At 54.8% G+C, this 17,696-nt stretch carries 17 protein-coding genes and 1 riboswitch; of the genes, 5 read left to right on the top strand and 12 right to left on the bottom strand.

All coding sequences use genetic code 11. From position 1 onward, the window contains the following. Nucleotides 1-16: 16 nt before the first annotated feature. On the top strand, nucleotides 17-1,186 hold the full coding sequence (locus JFL75_RS13480) for an AI-2E family transporter (protein ID WP_215627194.1): 1,170 nt from the start codon (nucleotides 17-19) through the stop codon (nucleotides 1,184-1,186). Here JFL75_RS13480 and JFL75_RS13485 read toward each other — a convergent pair. The 4 genes from JFL75_RS13485 to JFL75_RS13500 form a co-directional block, all read right to left on the bottom strand. Next, nucleotides 1,160-2,674, bottom strand: coding sequence for a glycine hydroxymethyltransferase (locus JFL75_RS13485; protein WP_215627195.1), 1,515 nt, complete (start codon nucleotides 2,672-2,674; stop codon nucleotides 1,160-1,162). The two genes, JFL75_RS13480 and JFL75_RS13485, sit on opposite strands and share 27 nt — an antisense overlap. A gap of 16 nt (nucleotides 2,675-2,690) precedes the next feature. Then, nucleotides 2,691-2,771: riboswitch (ZMP/ZTP riboswitch) on the bottom strand. A gap of 58 nt (nucleotides 2,772-2,829) precedes the next feature. Beyond that, on the bottom strand, nucleotides 2,830-3,717 hold the full coding sequence (locus tag JFL75_RS13490) for a PstS family phosphate ABC transporter substrate-binding protein (protein WP_215627196.1): 888 nt from the start codon (nucleotides 3,715-3,717) through the stop codon (nucleotides 2,830-2,832). A 164-nt stretch (nucleotides 3,718-3,881) separates the two neighbouring features. Next, on the bottom strand, nucleotides 3,882-5,531 hold the full coding sequence (locus JFL75_RS13495; RefSeq protein ID WP_215627197.1) for an AMP-binding protein: 1,650 nt from the start codon (nucleotides 5,529-5,531) through the stop codon (nucleotides 3,882-3,884). Nucleotides 5,532-5,539: 8 nt separating this feature from the next. Beyond that, on the bottom strand, nucleotides 5,540-6,130 hold the full coding sequence (locus JFL75_RS13500) for a cupin domain-containing protein (protein WP_215627198.1): 591 nt from the start codon (nucleotides 6,128-6,130) through the stop codon (nucleotides 5,540-5,542). A gap of 287 nt (nucleotides 6,131-6,417) precedes the next feature. Between JFL75_RS13500 and JFL75_RS13505 the strand changes: the two genes are divergently transcribed. Genes JFL75_RS13505 through JFL75_RS13520 form a run of 4 tightly spaced genes read left to right on the top strand, consistent with a single transcriptional unit; the run spans nucleotide 6,418 to nucleotide 9,600 of the window. Then, entirely contained in the window at nucleotides 6,418-6,756 is a 339-nt protein-coding gene (locus JFL75_RS13505; RefSeq protein ID WP_215627199.1) for a PilZ domain-containing protein, read from the top strand. Continuing rightward, nucleotides 6,753-7,724: an SAM-dependent methyltransferase gene (locus JFL75_RS13510; protein WP_215627200.1), complete on the top strand. Its 972-nt coding sequence runs from the start codon at nucleotides 6,753-6,755 to the stop codon at nucleotides 7,722-7,724. Before JFL75_RS13505 ends, JFL75_RS13510 begins: the two co-directional genes overlap by 4 nt. Nucleotides 7,725-7,770: 46 nt before the next feature. Continuing rightward, entirely contained in the window at nucleotides 7,771-8,952 is a 1,182-nt protein-coding gene (locus JFL75_RS13515; RefSeq protein ID WP_223292655.1) for a THUMP domain-containing class I SAM-dependent RNA methyltransferase, read from the top strand. Between the two features lie 12 nt (nucleotides 8,953-8,964). Beyond that, a complete protein-coding gene (locus tag JFL75_RS13520; protein WP_215627201.1) occupies nucleotides 8,965-9,600 on the top strand; it encodes a TetR/AcrR family transcriptional regulator in 636 nt (211 codons plus the stop codon). A 242-nt stretch (nucleotides 9,601-9,842) separates the two neighbouring features. On the opposite strand, the gene JFL75_RS13525 is transcribed toward JFL75_RS13520, so the two are convergent. The 8 genes from JFL75_RS13525 to JFL75_RS13560 all read right to left on the bottom strand — a co-directional run bounded on the left by JFL75_RS13525 (nucleotide 9,843) and on the right by JFL75_RS13560 (nucleotide 17,561). Further along, entirely contained in the window at nucleotides 9,843-10,796 is a 954-nt protein-coding gene (locus JFL75_RS13525; RefSeq protein WP_215627202.1) for a hypothetical protein, read from the bottom strand. Nucleotides 10,797-10,859: 63 nt separating this feature from the next. Continuing rightward, nucleotides 10,860-11,303 (bottom strand): RpiB/LacA/LacB family sugar-phosphate isomerase, encoded by a 444-nt coding sequence (locus JFL75_RS13530; protein WP_215627203.1) that lies wholly within the window; start codon nucleotides 11,301-11,303, stop codon nucleotides 10,860-10,862. Then, on the bottom strand, nucleotides 11,300-11,944 hold the full coding sequence (gene dhaL / locus JFL75_RS13535; protein WP_215627204.1) for a dihydroxyacetone kinase subunit DhaL: 645 nt from the start codon (nucleotides 11,942-11,944) through the stop codon (nucleotides 11,300-11,302). Before dhaL ends, JFL75_RS13530 begins: the two co-directional genes overlap by 4 nt. A gap of 17 nt (nucleotides 11,945-11,961) precedes the next feature. Continuing rightward, nucleotides 11,962-12,960 (bottom strand): dihydroxyacetone kinase subunit DhaK, encoded by a 999-nt coding sequence (locus tag JFL75_RS13540; RefSeq protein WP_215627205.1) that lies wholly within the window; start codon nucleotides 12,958-12,960, stop codon nucleotides 11,962-11,964. 12 nt (nucleotides 12,961-12,972) lie between these two features. Next, entirely contained in the window at nucleotides 12,973-14,409 is a 1,437-nt protein-coding gene (locus JFL75_RS13545) for a bifunctional metallophosphatase/5'-nucleotidase (RefSeq protein ID WP_215627206.1), read from the bottom strand. Then, complete coding sequence (locus JFL75_RS13550; RefSeq protein WP_215627207.1) at nucleotides 14,409-15,725, bottom strand: sn-glycerol-1-phosphate dehydrogenase; 1,317 nt, start codon at nucleotides 15,723-15,725, stop codon at nucleotides 14,409-14,411. The genes JFL75_RS13545 and JFL75_RS13550 overlap by 1 nt, the downstream gene beginning before the upstream one ends. Before the next feature lie 57 nt (nucleotides 15,726-15,782). Continuing rightward, on the bottom strand, nucleotides 15,783-16,634 hold the full coding sequence (locus JFL75_RS13555) for a carbohydrate ABC transporter permease (RefSeq protein WP_215627208.1): 852 nt from the start codon (nucleotides 16,632-16,634) through the stop codon (nucleotides 15,783-15,785). Nucleotides 16,635-16,646: 12 nt separating this feature from the next. Then, nucleotides 16,647-17,561, bottom strand: a complete 915-nt coding sequence (locus JFL75_RS13560) for a carbohydrate ABC transporter permease (protein WP_215627209.1) — start codon at nucleotides 17,559-17,561, stop codon at nucleotides 16,647-16,649. Nucleotides 17,562-17,696: the final 135 nt, after the last annotated feature.

The raw sequence follows: 17,696 nt of genomic DNA on the forward strand, positions 1-17,696 counted from the left end.
ATGACATAATGGAGACATGAAAGACCGGTTTCAAAAGTTCAATTCGGGACGGGCGAATTTTTTCCTCGTTGCATTTATAGCCCTTATCGTAGCCGGCGGGGTGCTTAAAATTACCGCTTCGGTAATTCTTCCCTTTACCATTGCGCTCCTGCTTGCCTTTGTCATGGAACCGATGGTCCGTTTTTTCGGCAAGCGCGGCATACCGAGAATTGCGGGGATACTCCTCGCTGTGGCGATTATTATAGTAGGTTTATACACCATGGGAATGGTGCTGTTCTCCTCCGGGAGGACCATCCTGTCCCTGTATCCGAAGTATGAGGACAGGCTCACGGAAATTTACGCCTATATCGCGGCGTTCTTTGAACTGCCCTACGATGAACACCTGACATTCTTCGAGAACCTCTGGGGGCAGCTGGGAGTCCGGACCAGGGTCAGGAATACCACCCTGTCACTTTCAAATACCTTTATCAACTTCCTTAAAGACGCCTTCATGGTGGTGCTTTTTATGGTTTTTATTCTTGTGGAGGCGAACCATTTCCAGGAAAAACTTGATCTTGCCTTTGAAGGCGAACGGTCGGGAAAAATAAAAAAGATCAGCAAGGACGTGGTCCGGCAGGTCACCAAGTACCTTTCCGCTAAGTTCCTGATTTCCCTGGCAACCGGGGTAATCGTTGCCATTGGCCTGAGTCTGGTGGGCCTGGAATTCCCCCTGGTCTGGGGGGTGATTCAGTTTATCCTCAACTTTATTCCCAATATCGGAAGCATTGCCTGCGGTGTGGGGGCCACCCTGTTTGCCCTGCTCCAGTTCTGGCCGGAGCCGGCTCCGATTATCGCGGTGGGACTGATTATGCTGGGCGCCAATATGATTATCGGCAATGTCCTGGAACCGAAAATCATGGGAGACAACCTGGGGCTGTCCCCCATTGTGGTGCTGGTGTCCCTCATGATATGGGGCTGGATCTGGGGATTCGCGGGCATGATCCTGGCGGTTCCCATGACGGTGATTATCAAAATACTCTGTGAGAATATTCCGGTCCTGGAACCGCTGTCGATTCTGCTGGGGTCACATAAGGCGGTGAACGCGAAAAAGCACGAGGACCAGCCTCCTAAAAACGGCTCCGGCCCCGAAGGGCCGGACAGCCAGGACCCCCCGGCGGGATCACTGGTTGACGAAGGCCGCCTTTAGCAGTTCAAGATCGAGTTCGGGGTAAACCGGGAACCGGGACAGGAGTTTTTCTATTCTGGAATGGGCCTCGGTTTTAGCCGCGCCGTCAATGGTGTACTTCGCCTTGCTGTGCTTGGCCGGATCCTTGGGATCCGGCGCGGGAACGGTCGATTTGAGCACCAGGGCAATGATCGCTCCCAGTTCTTCCATTTCGGCTTTTCCCATGCCCAGGGTGGTAACCGCGGCGGTTCCGATGCGGAGCCCAGAGGTATACCAGGGGCCGTTGGGATCAAAGGGAAGGCTGTTCCGGTTGAGGGTGATATGGCTCTCATGGAGGGCGCTTTCGGCCTGGCGTCCGGTGATGCCGAGGCTGCGGACATTCACCAGGAAAAGGTGGTTGTCCGTACCGCCGGTAAGAACCTCAAGGCCGTTCTTGATGCACGCGGCAGCCAGGGCCTGGCTGTTGTCCACAATCTTTTTCGCGTAATCCTTAAATTCGGGTTTTCCCGCTTCCCTGAACGCCACCGCCTTGGCTGCGATGACATGCGGCAGAGGACCGCCCATTACCAGGGGACAGCCCTTATCCAGGGCGTCGGCGAATTCGGCGGTGGAAAGGACCATCCCCGCCCGGGGGCCCCGGAGGGTCTTGTGGGTGGTGGTGGTTACCACATGGGCGTGGGGGATGGGATCGAATTCCCCGGTGAATACCTTGCCCGCCACAAGCCCGGCAAAATGGGCCATGTCCACCATAAATACCGCGCCGGCCTTGTCGGCGATTTCCCGCATCCGTTTGAAGTTGATCTTCCGGGGATAGGCGGAATAACCCGCCAGGAGGATCAGGGGCTTAAGCTCCAGGGCCTGGCGTTCAATTTCATCGTAGTCGAGAACTCCCGTATCCCGGTTCACAGTGTATCCGTGGACATCGAACATGCGGGAGGAAACATTGTACCGGTACCCGTGGGTAAGATGGCCGCCGGAATAGTAGTCGAGCCCCAGAAGGCGCTGGTTTCCCAGATCCTGCTTAAGCTCATTCCACTGATCGTCGGTAAGCTTGTAGAGATTCGTCTGGCCGTATTTTTCCAGGGCCGGGGTTTCGATCCGGGTGGTAAGGATAGCCCAGTACGCCAGAAGGTTGGCGTCAGCGCCGCAGTGGGGCTGTACATTGGCGTATTCAGCCCCGAAGATCTTCCGGGCTTCCTCGGCGGCGAGCATTTCCACGGCGTCAACATTTTCGTTGCCCGCGTAAAAACGGTGGTTGGGCATGCCTTCGGCGTATTTATCGGTCAGGAGGTTCCCCATGGTAAGCTGCACCGGCAGGGAACAGTAGTTTTCGCTGGCAATGAGTTTGACCCGGGTCCGCTGGTTTTCCAGCTCCCGGACGACCGACGTGGCGATTTCCGGCGTCACCGAAGCGCATTCCTGGAGGTTGCACAGATACGCCAAAAGCGCGGTATTGACCTTATCCGGGTCGGTCCGGGAAAGGTATTCCGCAACGGGGTTATTCGACATACAGATACTCCTTAACAGATCCGGCCCAGGCGCGCGGCCGGAAAAAATTGCGCTCCCCGATGGTTAGCCATCTTATACGCCAGTTGCGCTGTAAGAGTATCCCGGGAAGCCTGTTTTTTCAAGATAGGATGTATGGCCGTCAGGTCCGCGGGGAGCTATTTTACGGGAATATACCCTGTCTGCTTGACCAGGTACTGTCCCTGTTTTGAAAGAATCCATTCCTTGAACTGCCGTACCTGGGAAGATTCATCGCCGGCGGTAACGGCGTAGATTTCCCTTACAAAGGGATAGTCCCCTGACTGGATCGTTTCTTTTGAAGGATACACACCGTCGATAGCGAGCAGTTTGATTTCGCTGTTCCGCACCATTTCGGTGCAGTAAAAAAGAAATGAGAATCCAACGGCGTTTTCGTAATTCCTGTATGACGCGGCGGCCTTAATGATATCCGACATTCCGTAAAAAACGTGTTCCGTCGGCGGGTCGATTAATTGGTCATCCCCCATGATGGCTATCAGGGTCGTCTGGCTGCCGCTGTTTTCCCGGCGCTGATACGCCCGTATATTCTCATCCCTTCCGCCGAGTTCCTGCCAGTTTGTTATTCTGCCCGAGTAGATATCCCGGACCTGACCGGAAGTTATACTTTCAACGGGATTGTTTTGGTTCACGAAAAACACGAAGGCTTCCCTGCCGATGGGGGTAAGCTGTAAAGTGATACCGTCTTCCGCCGCCGTATTCCGGTGGTATTCCGAAGGCTCAAAGCAGAAGATGATATCAGCCTCACCGGCAAGCAGACTGTCATAAGCCCTGGAGGTTGTACTGCAGAGCGCCAGACTGTCCCAGGCGTGGGGGTGGTAGTTCCCGTCCTTCGGGTACACGGCCTGGACAAAGGAGGCGTACAGGGGATAAAAGGCGGTCGCGCCGTCGATGCGGGGCAGTTCCGAACGCAGCTGCAGCGCCGAGGGCTTATCCAGAAAAGCCGCTTTCGTTCCTTCCGAAAAGGGCATGTATTCCAGAAGATTAAGAGATTGTTCCCCAACGGTCACCGGTTCCCCCGAAGCACTCAGGGGAACCAGCAGAAACAAAACCGCGGCGGCACAGAGCGCTGTACATGGACGAACCCGGCTCGGGAATATTTCTTTTCTTTTACTGCGGTTTTTCATTTATATGAGAATAAACCCGGAACCGCAATTTATCAAGTTTTACGGTACTACGTGGCGATGCCCAGTTCCTGTACCTTCTGCAGACCGATATCCCTGAGCAAGTATTTCTGAATCTTGCCGCTGGCGGTCATGGGAAAGGTGTCCACAAAGAAAATATACTTCGGGATCTTGAAACGGCTGATCTGGCCGCGGCAGAAATCCCGGACATCTTCTTCGCTGACGGACGCCCCTTCATGAAGAATGATGAAAGCCCCTACTTCTTCGCCGTATTTCTGGCTGGCGATTCCCACCACCTGGACATCCTTGATTTCCGGCATGGTATAAAGGAATTCCTCGATTTCCTTGGGATAGACGTTTTCGCCGCCCCGGATAATCATGTCCTTGATGCGGCCGGTCACCATGAAGTTGCCGTCTTCGTTCTTTACCCCCAGGTCGCCGGAATGGAGCCAGCCCATATCGTCGATGATGGCCTTGGTGGCTTCCTCCATCTTGTAGTAGCCCTTCATGATATTGTATCCCCGGCAGCAGAGTTCGCCGTGGACTCCCACGGGGCATTCCTCATTGGTTTCCGGATCCCGGACAGTCACCTCCACCCCCGGCAGTTCCCGGCCCACGGTGCTGACCTTAACCTCGATGGGATCGTCGGTCCGGGTCTGGGTCATCACCGGGGACGACTCCGTGAGGCCGTAGGCAATGGTGATTTCCGAGGCGTGCATGTCGTCGATAACCTGGCGCATCACTTCCATGGGACAGGGGGACCCGGCCATGATTCCGGTTCTGAGACTGGCCGTATCAAACATCTTGAACATGGGGTGGTTGAGTTCCGCGATGAACATGGTGGGGACGCCGTAGAGGCCGGTGCATTTTTCCTTCTGCACCGTGGCGAGCACCAGGAGGGGATCGAAGTTCTCCAGGATGGCCGCGGCGGATCCGTGGGTTATGATGGCCATCATTCCCAGGGTAAGGCCGAAACAGTGGAACAGGGGAACCGGGAGGCAGATGATGTCCTTTTCAGTGAACTTCTGGCACTCACCGATGCCGAAGCCGTTGTTGAGAATATTCCGGTGGGTCAGCATCACGCCCTTGGGGAATCCCGTGGTTCCCGAGGTGTACTGCATGTTCACCACATCGTTGGTATCGCATTGGGCTTCTGCCTCATGGAGGAGCTGGTCCGGGGTGTGCTGCCCCAGAAGGAGCAGTTCCTGCATGGTGTACATACCCCGGTGTTTCTGCTGTCCGATGTAGACAACGCTTTTAAGATAGGGGAATTTCTTCGACTCCAGATGACCGCGCTGGGAAGTCTTGAGTTCCGGGATGAGCTCATTCACCATGGCCACGTAATCCGAGTCCCGATACCCGTCGATGATACACAGGGCCGCCAGGTCGGACTGCTGCACCAGGTATTCCAGTTCGTGCAGTTTGTAGTTGGTGTTGACCGTTACCAGAACCATGCCGACCCGGGCGGCGGCGAAGAGAATGGTGTTCCAGTCGGGGATGTTGTTCGCCCAGAGGCCGATGTGGTCGCCTTTCTTGAGGCCGATGGCCAGAAAACTCTTGGCCAGCTCGTCCACCCGTTTGTCGAATTCCGCGTAGGTAAACCGGAGGTCCCGGTCCGCGTAAATGATAAAATCCCGATCGCCCTGGGTTTTCGCTTTTTCCCGGAGCAGTCCCCCCAGGGTAGTTTCAAAGTATTCCACGGCTCCCCCTACATCGGCGTATAAATCACCGCGACAATGCGGGCCGGCGCTCCGCCGGCGGCCAGAACCCGGTGAGGCACAATGGAATCGTAGTATACCGTATCCCCGGGACTGAGTTCGTAAGTATTCATGCCGTATTCCAGGGACAGTTTCCCGGACAGAACGTAAATGAATTCCTCCCCCTCGTGGGTGGACTTAACCTGTTCCGCGTCGGGTTCTATATCAACAATAAACGGCTCCATGTGGCGGCCGCCTTTATCCGCGGCGAGGGCTTTAAAACTGAGCCCGTGGGGACGGCTGCCGTTGTCCTTTACCTCCGAGGGCTGGCCCGTCACAAACCGTTCTGCGGTTTCGGCGCTGCCCGCCTTGGTGATTACCGGTCCGAGTTCCTCATGGTCATCCAGAAGGGTACCGAGGCGGACCCCTAGGGCGCGGGCGATTTTTACCAGGGGCGCCAGATCCGGGATATGCCCGTCTTCTTCGATCCGCCTGATCAGTTCAACATTCAGTCCGCTCCGCTCGGCCAAGGTTTCCCTGGTGATGGAATAGGTTTTGCGTAATTCAGCAATCCGCTCGCCGGGGGTATGTTTTGCAGCCATGGGCCCTCCTCGTATATTCTTACTATAATACCTATCCGGGTTTCGGAATTCAAGCTGACAGATTTATTAAAGAAGTCATAATGAGCCTCCGCGGGAAAAGCTCCGTCAAACCATTGGCCGCACGGGGCCGTTACACCGTTTCCGGACGAAGCCCGCGGCAGACCGGAACCGCGGATCGATTTTGTCTGTTTTTACCATAAAATATTTAAAAACATAAGATTTTCATATTGTTCTGTAATAGAATAATCTTAGTTGACGAAAATAAATACATCGGACAAAATTGCAGTATGTTCAATAAACGGAAAAACATTCGGTACCAAACCCTGGCGCGGGTTCATCTCCCCGGACTTTTTGAGGGTGAAGCCATGCTCAAAGACCTCAGCGTTACCGGCTGCGGTATCGAAAGCACGGAGTTTGTGGACATTAAAATGGATAAAAAATATAAAATACAAATAATCCCCGAAGCCGCGGCGAAAATAGACAGTTTTGAACTTATTGTCGAACCCCGCTGGATCCGGACAGGGGAATACTCCTGTGAGATTGGATTCTATGTGGTAAAATCCCCCAAGGGAAAACTCTTCCAGCGGTACGTTGATTACCTGGACTGGCGCGCCTCCGCACAATGACCGTTACCCCGCTGCCCGGACAGATTTACCAGGCAATACCGGGATTTGAAGGCCATCTCCTCCGGGAACTGGTCGGCAATCCGGCCCAGGTCTGGGGCGGCAGTGATGACTATCCCGAAAGCCGCCATTCTCTTTTTTACGCCGAAACCCCGGTACATCCGGTTTACTGGACCGAAAACACCTGGCTCGAACCCTTCCGCCTGGAATTCAGCTCCATATCCGAAGCCGCCGGCGCCCTGAGAAATATCCAGCGGAACTGGTCCCCGGTCCTGTTTACCCAGTTCCGCCGGGGAGCGCTGATCCGGGAAAAACTTCCCTATATTTCATCAAAACCGAAGCCCTTTCCCTGGCTTTATCCCGAGACGCCCATGGGGTGCTGGACCCTGCTGGACGCCAATACCATGGCGGCCTCGGCCCGGTGCGCGAGCCCTTTCCCTTCGGGAGTTATTGAATTTGAAGAAAACCGGGAGGATCCTCCCAGCAGGGCCTACCTCAAGCTCTGGGAAGCTCTGGTCCGGGCCCGGAAATGGCCCGCTCCGGGGGAGCGGTGCGTAGACGCCGGGGCCAGCCCCGGAGGCTGGACCTGGGCACTGGCCCGGCTCGGGGCGGAGGTTACCGCCATTGACCGGGCGCCCCTGGATAGCCGGGTCCTTGCCATGCCCGGGGTCCGGTTCGAGAAGCACGATGCCTTTACCTTAAAACCGCAGGACCTCGGGCCGGCGGACTGGGTTTTTTCCGATGTAATCTGCTACCCGCCCCGGCTCTACCAGTGGATCGAACAGTGGCTCGAGTCAGGCCTGTGCGGGAATTTCATCTGTACCATTAAAATGCAGGGCGAACCGGATTTCGAAACTACCCGAAAATTCGCCGCCATCCCCGGCAGCACCGTGGTGCACCTCTGCCACAACAAACACGAACTCTGCTGGATACGGGTGGACCCGGAAGGGATGGATTTCCCCGGCAAATAAGCGCCTTTTTACTCTTCGACAATACTACAAAATATGCTATACTGTAATGGTGGAACAAATACTGACCGCGGCAGCCCTGTGCGCAGTGGGGGCCGAACGGGCCCTTTCAAATGAACTACGGAAACTCGGTATAAAAATCCTGGAATCAACCTATGGAAGGGTACGGTTCCAGGGCGGAGTTCCCGATCTGTACCGCGGCCTCATGGCTCTGCGGACCGCGGACCGCCTGCTCCTGGAATGTGCCCGCTTTACGGCCCCGGATTTCGACGCGCTTTTTGAAGGAACCGCCTCCGTTCCCTGGGAAACCTATATTCCCGAACATACCGGTCTCCGGGTGGCAAAGGTCAGGACCAGCCGGTCGAAACTTTCTGCGGAAACAAGCATCCAGGCGGTGGTCCACAAAGCCGCGGCGGCCCGTCTCTGCCGGATATACAAAATACCATCTCTGCCGGCATCCAATACCGCGGCGGAGCTGCGGGTATATATTGAAAAAGATACCGTTTCTCTGATGCTGGACCTTTCCGGGGAGCCCCTGTTTAAGCGGGGCTACCGCAGCGAAGGCGGAGCGGCGCCCTTACGGGAAACCACCGCCGCGGCGGTGCTGCTGCTTTCTGGCTGGCGAAGAAAATTCCCCCTGTACGATCCCTTCTGCGGATCCGGCACCATTGCCATAGAGGCGGCCATGTACGCCTGGGACATGGCGCCCTGCATAGGCCGGGAATTCTCCATTTCCCGGCTTTCCGTCGGCGACGCGGGAACCGAAGCCGCGGTCCGTGAGGAACTGCTGCGGAAGATAGATTTTTCCCGGACCATACGGATTTCCGGGAGCGACGCCGATCCGCGGGCGGTGTCCATTGCCCGCTCGAATATCCAGCGGGCAATGGATATCGCCCGGGGCAAAAAACCAGGCAGGGGAATCCGGCTGGAATCGGCGGAACCTTTTATGCCTGCCTTTGCCCCCCTGCCCATGGAGGAAGCAAAAGCCCCGGCGGAAGAAGGTTTTATCATTACCAATCCCCCCTACGGCAAACGCCTGGGCAGTCCCGAAGAAGCCGAAGCGGTGTACCGGAAGATGGAAGGGCTGGCGGAAAATTTCAAAGGATGGAAACTTGGGGTAATTACCGACCACCCGGGATTTGAGTCCCACTTCGGAAGAAAGGCGGATGCCCTCAGGGAGATAACCAACGGAGCGATGCGGTCGTATTTTTACGAATTCAATAATCTGTAAGGAGTATCCGGTATGTCCATAGTTGTGGAACATGACAAGCGCCGAAAAGAAATCCTCGAAAAGGCCCTGGATGTTTTTGTGGCCGAAGGTTTTGAAGACGCTACATTCCAGAAGATAGCGGACCGCTGCGGCATAACAAGAACCACCCTGTATATTTACTTCAGGAACAAAAAAGAAATATTCAATTACAGTATCAAGCAGCTCCTTGCGGATGTCGAAAAGGATCTCTACGTCGTGCGCCGGGACAAAAAGCTTAACTGTACTGAAAAACTGATCAAGGTTCTGGCCACGATCATTGACCGCCTCGAGGAAAACCGGCGGCTGCTCTCGGTGGTCCTTAACTACCTCCTGTATCTTTCGAAAAGCGAATCCGATCCCGACAACCGGGTCCGGCGGCGGACCATAAGGCTCCGCCACATCCTGGCAACCATGGTAATAGAGGGCATCAGAGCCGGGGAGATTGTACCCCTCAATGTGCGGGCCGCCGACGATCTGCTCTATGGGCTCATCGAAGCCGCCATCTTCAGGCTGGTAGTGCTCCGGCGGTCTTCGGTTGCGGAATTGAAACACAGCGCTGAGCTCGCGGTCCGGCGGCTGCAGACAAACCCCGCGGCAGCCGCTGTCAGCCCGGAACTATCCCCCGCGTGATGCGGGAAGCAGAGAGACTGACGCATCCTTGCTTAGCGGTTCTGCGGGGCCTGTCATAATCATTACGGACCGGATGCTTTCCGGCTTAACCGGCTCTGTGCTGCCTGGTTCTTGTCATACGTCCCCTAAGGGTCTATAGTAAGGCACCGCGCGGGCCATAATCCCGCCTGCGCGCTTCCGCGTTCCCGATGGAACGCTTCATATATGGGCGGTACCCTGCCAAACGGGGTGCCGCTTTTATTTTATATTGTGTCAATGATTTCCCGGTAATAATCCTTCCGGTATTTTCTGAGTACCCGCAAGGCCCGGAGGGTATTCCACCGGCTGGGGGTTCCGGCTTGCTCCATGGCAAAATGCACCTGCCCCGTATGGTGGGCGGGAATTTTCCACTGCCCTTCTTTGGTTCTTTTCCTGACGATCTCATCCAAGGCATCGTCCATCCTTTTATCATAGGGCGTTCCGGCATATTGAAAATAGTCCAGAGCCTTGAGTATATCGTAGCTCCAGCGGCCGGGATAACACAGCTTGAGGAACCGGGGATTAATAACCTCCCCGGTTTTATCCGATTTATACAGGCGGTGGGCCAGGATGAATTCCCGGGAAGATTTTTTTGCCCGGCGCAGTTCCGCAAGCCGGTAGGTGTATCCGTTCCGGTCATATTCCTCAATCCCTTCAAGGACCGACAAAGTTGTGTGGAGCGAACTGTGGACCGCCCCCTTGCGGTTGGAATGGCAGTTGAATCCGCCGTCGTCCATTTTTTCACCCAGCAGAAAATCTATCAGGGAATACAGGCCCTTTTCTTCAGCGCCGAAATAGCAGGCGTAATTCAGGGCCATTCCGTTTATGCATACGTCACTTTGCTTGATTGTCCCCGAGGGATTGATTCCGCCGTCAGAGCCTTTTTCGTGGTTTATGATCCATTCTATGGTTTCCCGGACCGGTTCCGTGTCCCGGGGCATGGCGAGGTTCTTTAGATCCAGGAGTGTATAGTGGGATGAAATCCATTTGGGGTTGTAAAATCCGTCCCCCCAATGGAGGCCGGGACCGCGGCAGGACAGAAACCGCCGGCCCCATCCTTCCCCCGCGATTTTGTTCCGCAGTTCCGGTTTATCGGTTCCCAGCAGATCCCGGTAAACCTGGTATTGTATCGAAACATCACCGTCCAAAAGCCACGGGATTACATCCGCTTGATCCATAGTATAGTTATACGCCAGGTTTCCGGGAAAGTGAATATTTTTTTTCCGCCGCCGAGCGGCCATTTACCGTTCGTGTTCTTCAGCGTATTTGTAAATCTGACGGTTTTTATCGTCCGACGGACCTCCGGGTTTGTACACCAGAGAAGCCCAGGTACGGACCAGGAGCCGGGCTGTCTTGTTTCCCGTTACCTGAGAACCCAGGGCTATCATATTGGCGTTGTTGCTCAAGGCGGCCCGCTCTGCCTGGTACGCGTCGGTGACGAGGGCGCAGTAAGCGCCGGGAACCTTATTGGCCGCGAGGCTCACCCCGATGCCGGTTCCGCATAACACCACGCCTTTTTCGTAGTCCCCCCGGGAGACGGCCTCCGCCACGGCAATGGCTACATTGGCGTAGAGCGGATCATCGGACCCGAAATCAGTTACCTCATGGCCGAGGGATGTAAGTTCTTCGATTACTTCCAATTTTAAAGCCGAAGCATTCGGATCACACCCAACAGCGATTTTCATTTCAGCAGCTCCTTCATCGTTTCGCCCATGGTTTTTATAATCAGGTAACAGCTGGTTGCCCCCGCGTCGAGCACACCCCGGGAACGTTCTCCCAGCCGGCTCGCCCTGCCGAGTTTTGCTTCCATGTCCTTGGTGGACTGCCAGCCTTTTTCGGCCCCGCCGATCATACTGTCCAGGCAATCGGCAAAACATTTTCCATCTGCCCTGGCGTTCTTAAACTGATCTACTCCGGGAACAAGGGTGTCCATCAAGGTTTTATCCCCGGGTTTCGCGGGACTTATTGCCTGCAGCCCCTCCAGGACGGAGACCAGCATATGTTCCATCGTTTCGGAATCCACCGGATCCTTTGGCCGGGACGCCGATCCCAGGCGTTTGAAGAAGGTTCCGTAGAGGGGCCCCATGGACCCGCCTATCTCATCCACCAAGGTACGGCCCAGGATGGTGAAAGCTTCGCTCATCCCCGCATCCTTTGACGCAAGTTCCCGCTCCGCCAGAGTGAACCCCTTGTCCATGTTGATCCCATGGTCACCGTCGCCGATGGCGCCGTCTATCTCGCTGAGGTAGCCGCGGTTTTGGTGGATCATGGCGATAAGGGCGTCCACGGCGGTTCTTCCCGCGGATTGAGAAAATGACTCCTTCATAAAAACCTCCCGCCGTATCAGCGCTGTTTGAGCCCCACCGAGTACACCTCAAGATCAATAAGGGGCCTGAGTTCATCATCCAGTTTCATAAGTGTCAGGGTGATGCCCATCATATCCAGGCTGGTAAAATAATTTCCCACATAAGAACGGTGTACCCGGATACCTTTATCCGAAAGGAGCTGCTCAATTTTCCGGTAGAAAATATACAGCTCCATCACCGGGGTCGCCCCGAGGCCGCTCACCAGAACCACCACGTCATCCCCGCCGGCAAAGGGCAGATCCGGCAGGATTGTATCCAGCGCCATTTCCGCCATCCTGTCCGCGGAGGCTATGTCCTGGACGGATATTCCCGGTTCCCCGTGATGGCCGATCCCGAACTCCATTTTTCCCGGTTCAATGGAAAAGTTTGGTTTTCCTACCGCGGGAATTGTACAGGGTGAAAGCCCGATGCCCACACTTCTGGTATTGTCGATGGCTTTTTGCGCCGCGGCGATTACTTCGTCAAGGGTGCCGCCCAGGGCCGCCTTGGCGCCGCCGGCTTTCCACATGAGAATTTCCCCCGCGACACCCCGGCGTTTTTCCCTTTGCGATACCGGAGCGCTGGGAACATCATCGTTGGCCACCACTGTTCTGACGGCAATCCCGTCGTCAGCGGCGTCCTCCATGGCCATGGCCACGTTCATGTTGTCCCCGGCGTAGTTGCCGTACAGCACCGCCACGCCTTGGCCGGAATCGGCGGCCTTGATGGCGTGGTAAAAGGACTTTGCCGTAGGGGAGCTGAAAATCTCTCCCACCGCCGCGGCGTCCACCAGGTTCTTCCCGATGTAGCCGGTAAAAGCCGGCTTGTGCCCGCTGCCGCCGCCGGTAACGATTCCGACTTTTCCTTTTACCGGAGCCTCCCGGTACGCGAGCACCCGGGGATTGGAAGTGGGAACCACAATATCCCCATGGGCTTTAACAAAACCTTCCAGGTATTCCTCAACCACAAAATCAGGATTGTTAATAATTCGCTGCATGGTATCTCCTTGTTACGGATTCATTTCTTTTAAAAGAACTTCAAACAGTTCATAGGGCAGCACCTCATAGGGGTAATCCCCGGACAGGATTCCCTGGCGGTACAAAACCACCCACGCCTGAAAGTCTATGACCGCGTCGATACAGCCGCCGGTTTCCCGGCCGGAAAATTCATTAATCTGAAGATAAAATTCCTGGCCCTTGAGGGTTTCATTTTCGGTATACACTGCCTGGAGAAGATCGGCGGATAGTTTTGCCCTGATGAGCGCCGTAACTCCGTCCGCGTATAAGAGCAGATGCTTTGCCAGCGGCGCTGCCTTTCCCCGGATGATGTCCATAATCTGCTCCGGGAGCAGATCTTTTTCCGGTCCGTATCTGCGGGGTTTATACGGCCAGAAGGCGGAAAAAAATTGTTCCGGGCTGACCGGACCGGCGGGGATTTCACCCTGGAAATTTCCGCTTTTGAGAATTACCGCGTCGCAGGGAAACGCCCGGTGCACCAGCGCGGCGGCGAATTCCCCCATGGAAGACTGTCCGCAATTGGATGCCTCGATCGGCCGGTTCAGGGTTCCCACGATCCGTTTGCTCAGCAGCCAGGCATGGATCTCCGGGTCCTCGGGCACGGAAGAATCCAGAGGTACCAGGGAGTATTGGATATCCGCAACGGTTCTTCCGTCATACCGGATATCCAGCCTGCCCAGAAATTCCCCGTAGCTTCTTGTCTGGGTGATACTGGTTCTGCCGATGGTGAGGGCTTGCTCCAGCAGAATATGGTCATGGCCTCCCAGTATCACGTCAATCTCCGGAACCTGTTGCGCCAGCTCCCGGTCCTTCTCAACCCCGAGATGGGAAATGACGACCATGAGATCGCAGTCTTTTTTTATTTCAGCGGCGATGGGCCTTACGGATTCCACGGGATCCGCGATCCTGACCTGGGATGACTGTAAGTATTCATCGGTGGTGAGCCCGGTGACTCCGATCTTAAGATCCCCCGCGGTGTACACCGCGTAGGGTTTATAAAGGGGATGCCGGGTATATTCACCGGTTTCCGGGACCGGCGCCGGAATAACATTGGCGGAAATAATATCAAAGGATGCTTTTCCGAAGAGCCGGTGGATCCAGGCCAATCCATAATCGAATTCATGGTTTCCCAAAGTCGCGGCGTTTAATCCCAGCATGTTCAGTATCTGGATATCCAGGATACCCCGGTATCCGTAAATAGGCAGCCGTTCCCAGTTGGGGCTGCCCTTTACCAGGTAAGGAAAATCGGAACCGGGAACGATATCACCGGAATGGAAAAACAATACCGGCCGGCCTTCGCTCCGTATGTTTTTAAGAACCGCTGACCAGCGGGCGGCGCCTCCCCGCAGCTGCCCCGTATGTTTATCCTTCCATGGATAGAGATGCGAATGGGTATCGTTCAGGAAAACCAGGGTTACCTGCTGCTCCATCAGAAAATTTCCTCCAGCAATTCCGGCAGGAGCCCCGTTTCGTATATAGCGTCCAGAACAATATACCGTGTGCGGATCATCTGGGCTTTTGCTACAGTTTCCCGGGCATTTTCCCGGGTTAAGCCGAAGTCCCTGAATGAAGTCGGACATCCCGCTTTCTGCAGATCCTCAATAACTTTTTTTGAAGATTCCAGCCGGGCTTCCAGGTGCCGCTTCATATCGGGAATTACGGAGATCAGTTTTTCCAGCCTCAGGGCAAGCTGCTTATCATCGGCCCATTTGGTTTTACAAACCCCTTCCACCATTGTCTGGATCCGGGGATCAGGAAAGAGGCTGCGCACCGAAGCGCTTCTGTCTTCCCAGGATTCTCTTCTGCGGATTACATCATCAATGGAAATCCGGTCCAGGGGATAACTGTAAAACGCCTCCATTAAGCGCGTAGCCATAACGATCCCCGCGGAAACTTTGAAACCATGGGAAACGGGGAGTCCGTCCCGGGAAAGATGATCCATTTCCCAGATGTGGCTGATCAGATGCTCCGTCCCGGAGGCGGGCCGGGAATCCTTGTACAGCTGCATAGCGAAACCGCTCATGGTCAGGCCCCGGAATAAACCGGCAAAGGCGGAAGGATCGGCGGACTTGAGTTTTTCCGGTGAAGAAAGCCATTGGGGAAGATCCGTCTGTACCAGGTCCCAGACCTGCTGATTGATTGGTTCAATGCCGAGACGATCCGCCAGGACCCAGTCGATACCGGCGGTATACTTTGAATACAGATCACCGTAGCCCGATGCGGTCATGGCGTACGGCGCGGTCATGAGAATATCCGTGTCGGCGATAATAGCCGCGGGCGGTGGACAGCCAAGGGTGGTCTTGTATCCGTCCTGTACCAGGGACGCGCCGAAGGAACTGTACCCGTCAATTGATGAAGCCGTGGGAATACAGAGGTAGGGACGGTTCGTTTCAAAGGCCGCGCGTTTTACCACATCGTTGATGGTTCCGCTTCCCACCGACACCGGAAAGGCATCCTTTTCTGTGATCGTCTTTATTAATTCCAGTACCCGGCCGTAGTCGGGCGTTACGATACCGGAAACATCCGGCTGCAGGAGCATATCCGAACCGGGAATCCCCGAAGCAATAAGCAGTTCCCTGACCCGGTTCCCCGCAACCCGACGGGTATTTTCATCGTAAACCAGAAGAACGGGCAGGTTCCGGGTGTTTATTTTGGGAAGAATTTCCGTAACGGAATCCAGGCAATTGGGTTTTTCAATAAAAAACTTCGTATCCAGCTTCTGCTGCATCACGTCTGAAATCTGCATGCCATACTCCTTGATCTCTCTTTATAAATAATCTCCGGTACTATACGGGTCCGGTGGTTATCCTTTTACACCGCTCATCATGACCCCGTCAATGAATCTTCTCTGGACAATGAGGAACAGAATAATTCCCGGTAAACTTACAAAGGTTGAAGCCGCCATCAGGTAGGTCCATTCGGTCCCGGACTCGCTTTGGAAAACTGCCATCCCTACCTGTACCGTCCGCATGGTATCCTTGGTGGTCATGATCAGCGGCCAGATATAATCGTTCCACCGGTCCATAAACGCGAACAGCGCCACGGTAATCAGGGCCGATTTTGAAAGGGGTACGAGTATCCGGAAGAGATAATAAAAAGGACCGCTTCCGTCGATGACCGCCGCGTCCTCATAATCCTTGGGGATAGTCAGAAAATACTGCCGGAGCAGGAAGATCGAAAACGCGGAGGTGATAAAAGGAATGGTCAGGCCCTGGTAGGTGTTTATCCAGGACAGGTTCCGGAGGATCACGTAATTCGGCACCAGGGTAGCCTGCATGGGAATCATCATGGTACCGAGAAAAAAGGTAAAGATAATTTTCGATCCCCGGAAATTCCGGGTAAAGGCGTACGCCGCCAGGGCGCCGAAAAACATCTGCCCCACGGTCGGCACCACCGCCGCGATAATCGTATTGAAAAAATATTTTGCCCAGGGCGCCAGCGCCCAGGCATGGGCGTAGTTGGACCAGATCGGAACTGCCGGGAACAGCCTGGACGGAATGGTGAATACCTCTGTCCGGCTTTTAAGGGACGTGGCAACCATCCATATAAACGGGTAGTTTATCAGCAGCACAAAGAACAGCAGCACCGCGTAAATAATGATGAGCTTGAAGGGTATCTTTTTTAGTGAAAAGGACCGGACCTTAATTTCCTGCATACCGGCTTCCTCCTATTGGTAGTAGACCATGCGTTTTTCGAGGACAAGCTGGATTATCGTGAAAAACATGATCAGGCCAAAAAGCACCACCGATATGGCGGAGGCGTATCCCATCTTCAGGTAGCTGAAGGCGTTCTCGTAAATATACAGGACCAGTACCTGCATGCTCTGCCTGGCGGGGCTGGCCCGCATCATAACCAATACGGATTCGATAACCTTGAACGCGGCGAAGAACTGCATCACCGTCACCATGAATGTGGTAGGAGAAAGGAGCGGCAGTGTAATCTTGGTGAATTTCTGCCATGCCGTAGCTCCGTCCAGGGTAGCGGCTTCGTAATACGTATCGGATATGTTTTTGAGCCCCCCAAGAAACAGTACGCCGTTGTAGCCGACCCGTTTCCAGATACCCACCACCAGGACCGATACCATGGCGCCTCCGGCGGGATCCTGCCACCAGAGATTCCAGTGGCTGGACTTGAATCCCATGGAATACAGGACCTGGTTTACAATCCCCACGTTGGGATCGAAAATCCAGCGCCACACCACCGCGGCAACAACCATGGAAATAATGACGGGCAGAAAGAGCAGGAGCCGGAACAAACTTTTCGCGAAGGTTATCCAGTCCAGGAGCAGCCCGATGAGCAGGCCTATTATCACACAGGCGGGAACCGCCACGAGCACATAGATAAAAGTGACCTTCAGGGATTCATAGAATTCCGGGGAGGTAAAGGCGGTGATATAATTTTCCAGCCCCACCCACTGCATGGGTTTAAGCATATTCCAGTTGTTGAAACTTAAATAAACACAGAAGATAAAAGCAATGTAGGTAAAAACCAGAATGATCACCGTTGAAGGAGCAAGGCAGACTCCAACCACAAAAGAATCATACAGTCGTTTCCGTAATTTGGCGGATGGCTTGGCTGGCATCTCTCACTCCTTCACCGGTGGACGTTCAGCGCGGAATGTATCCTGGGTTCCTCCGCCGGATGGACAGTATCCGGTAAAAGAATCCAGGATAGGTTCCGCCGAAAAGCAGGGCGGTTCTCTCCCGGAAATCAGGAA

Origin of the sequence: Breznakiella homolactica, assembly GCF_016616095.2 — a bacterium.
In the GTDB taxonomy this organism is placed as follows: Bacteria; Spirochaetota; Spirochaetia; order Treponematales; family Breznakiellaceae; genus Breznakiella; species Breznakiella homolactica.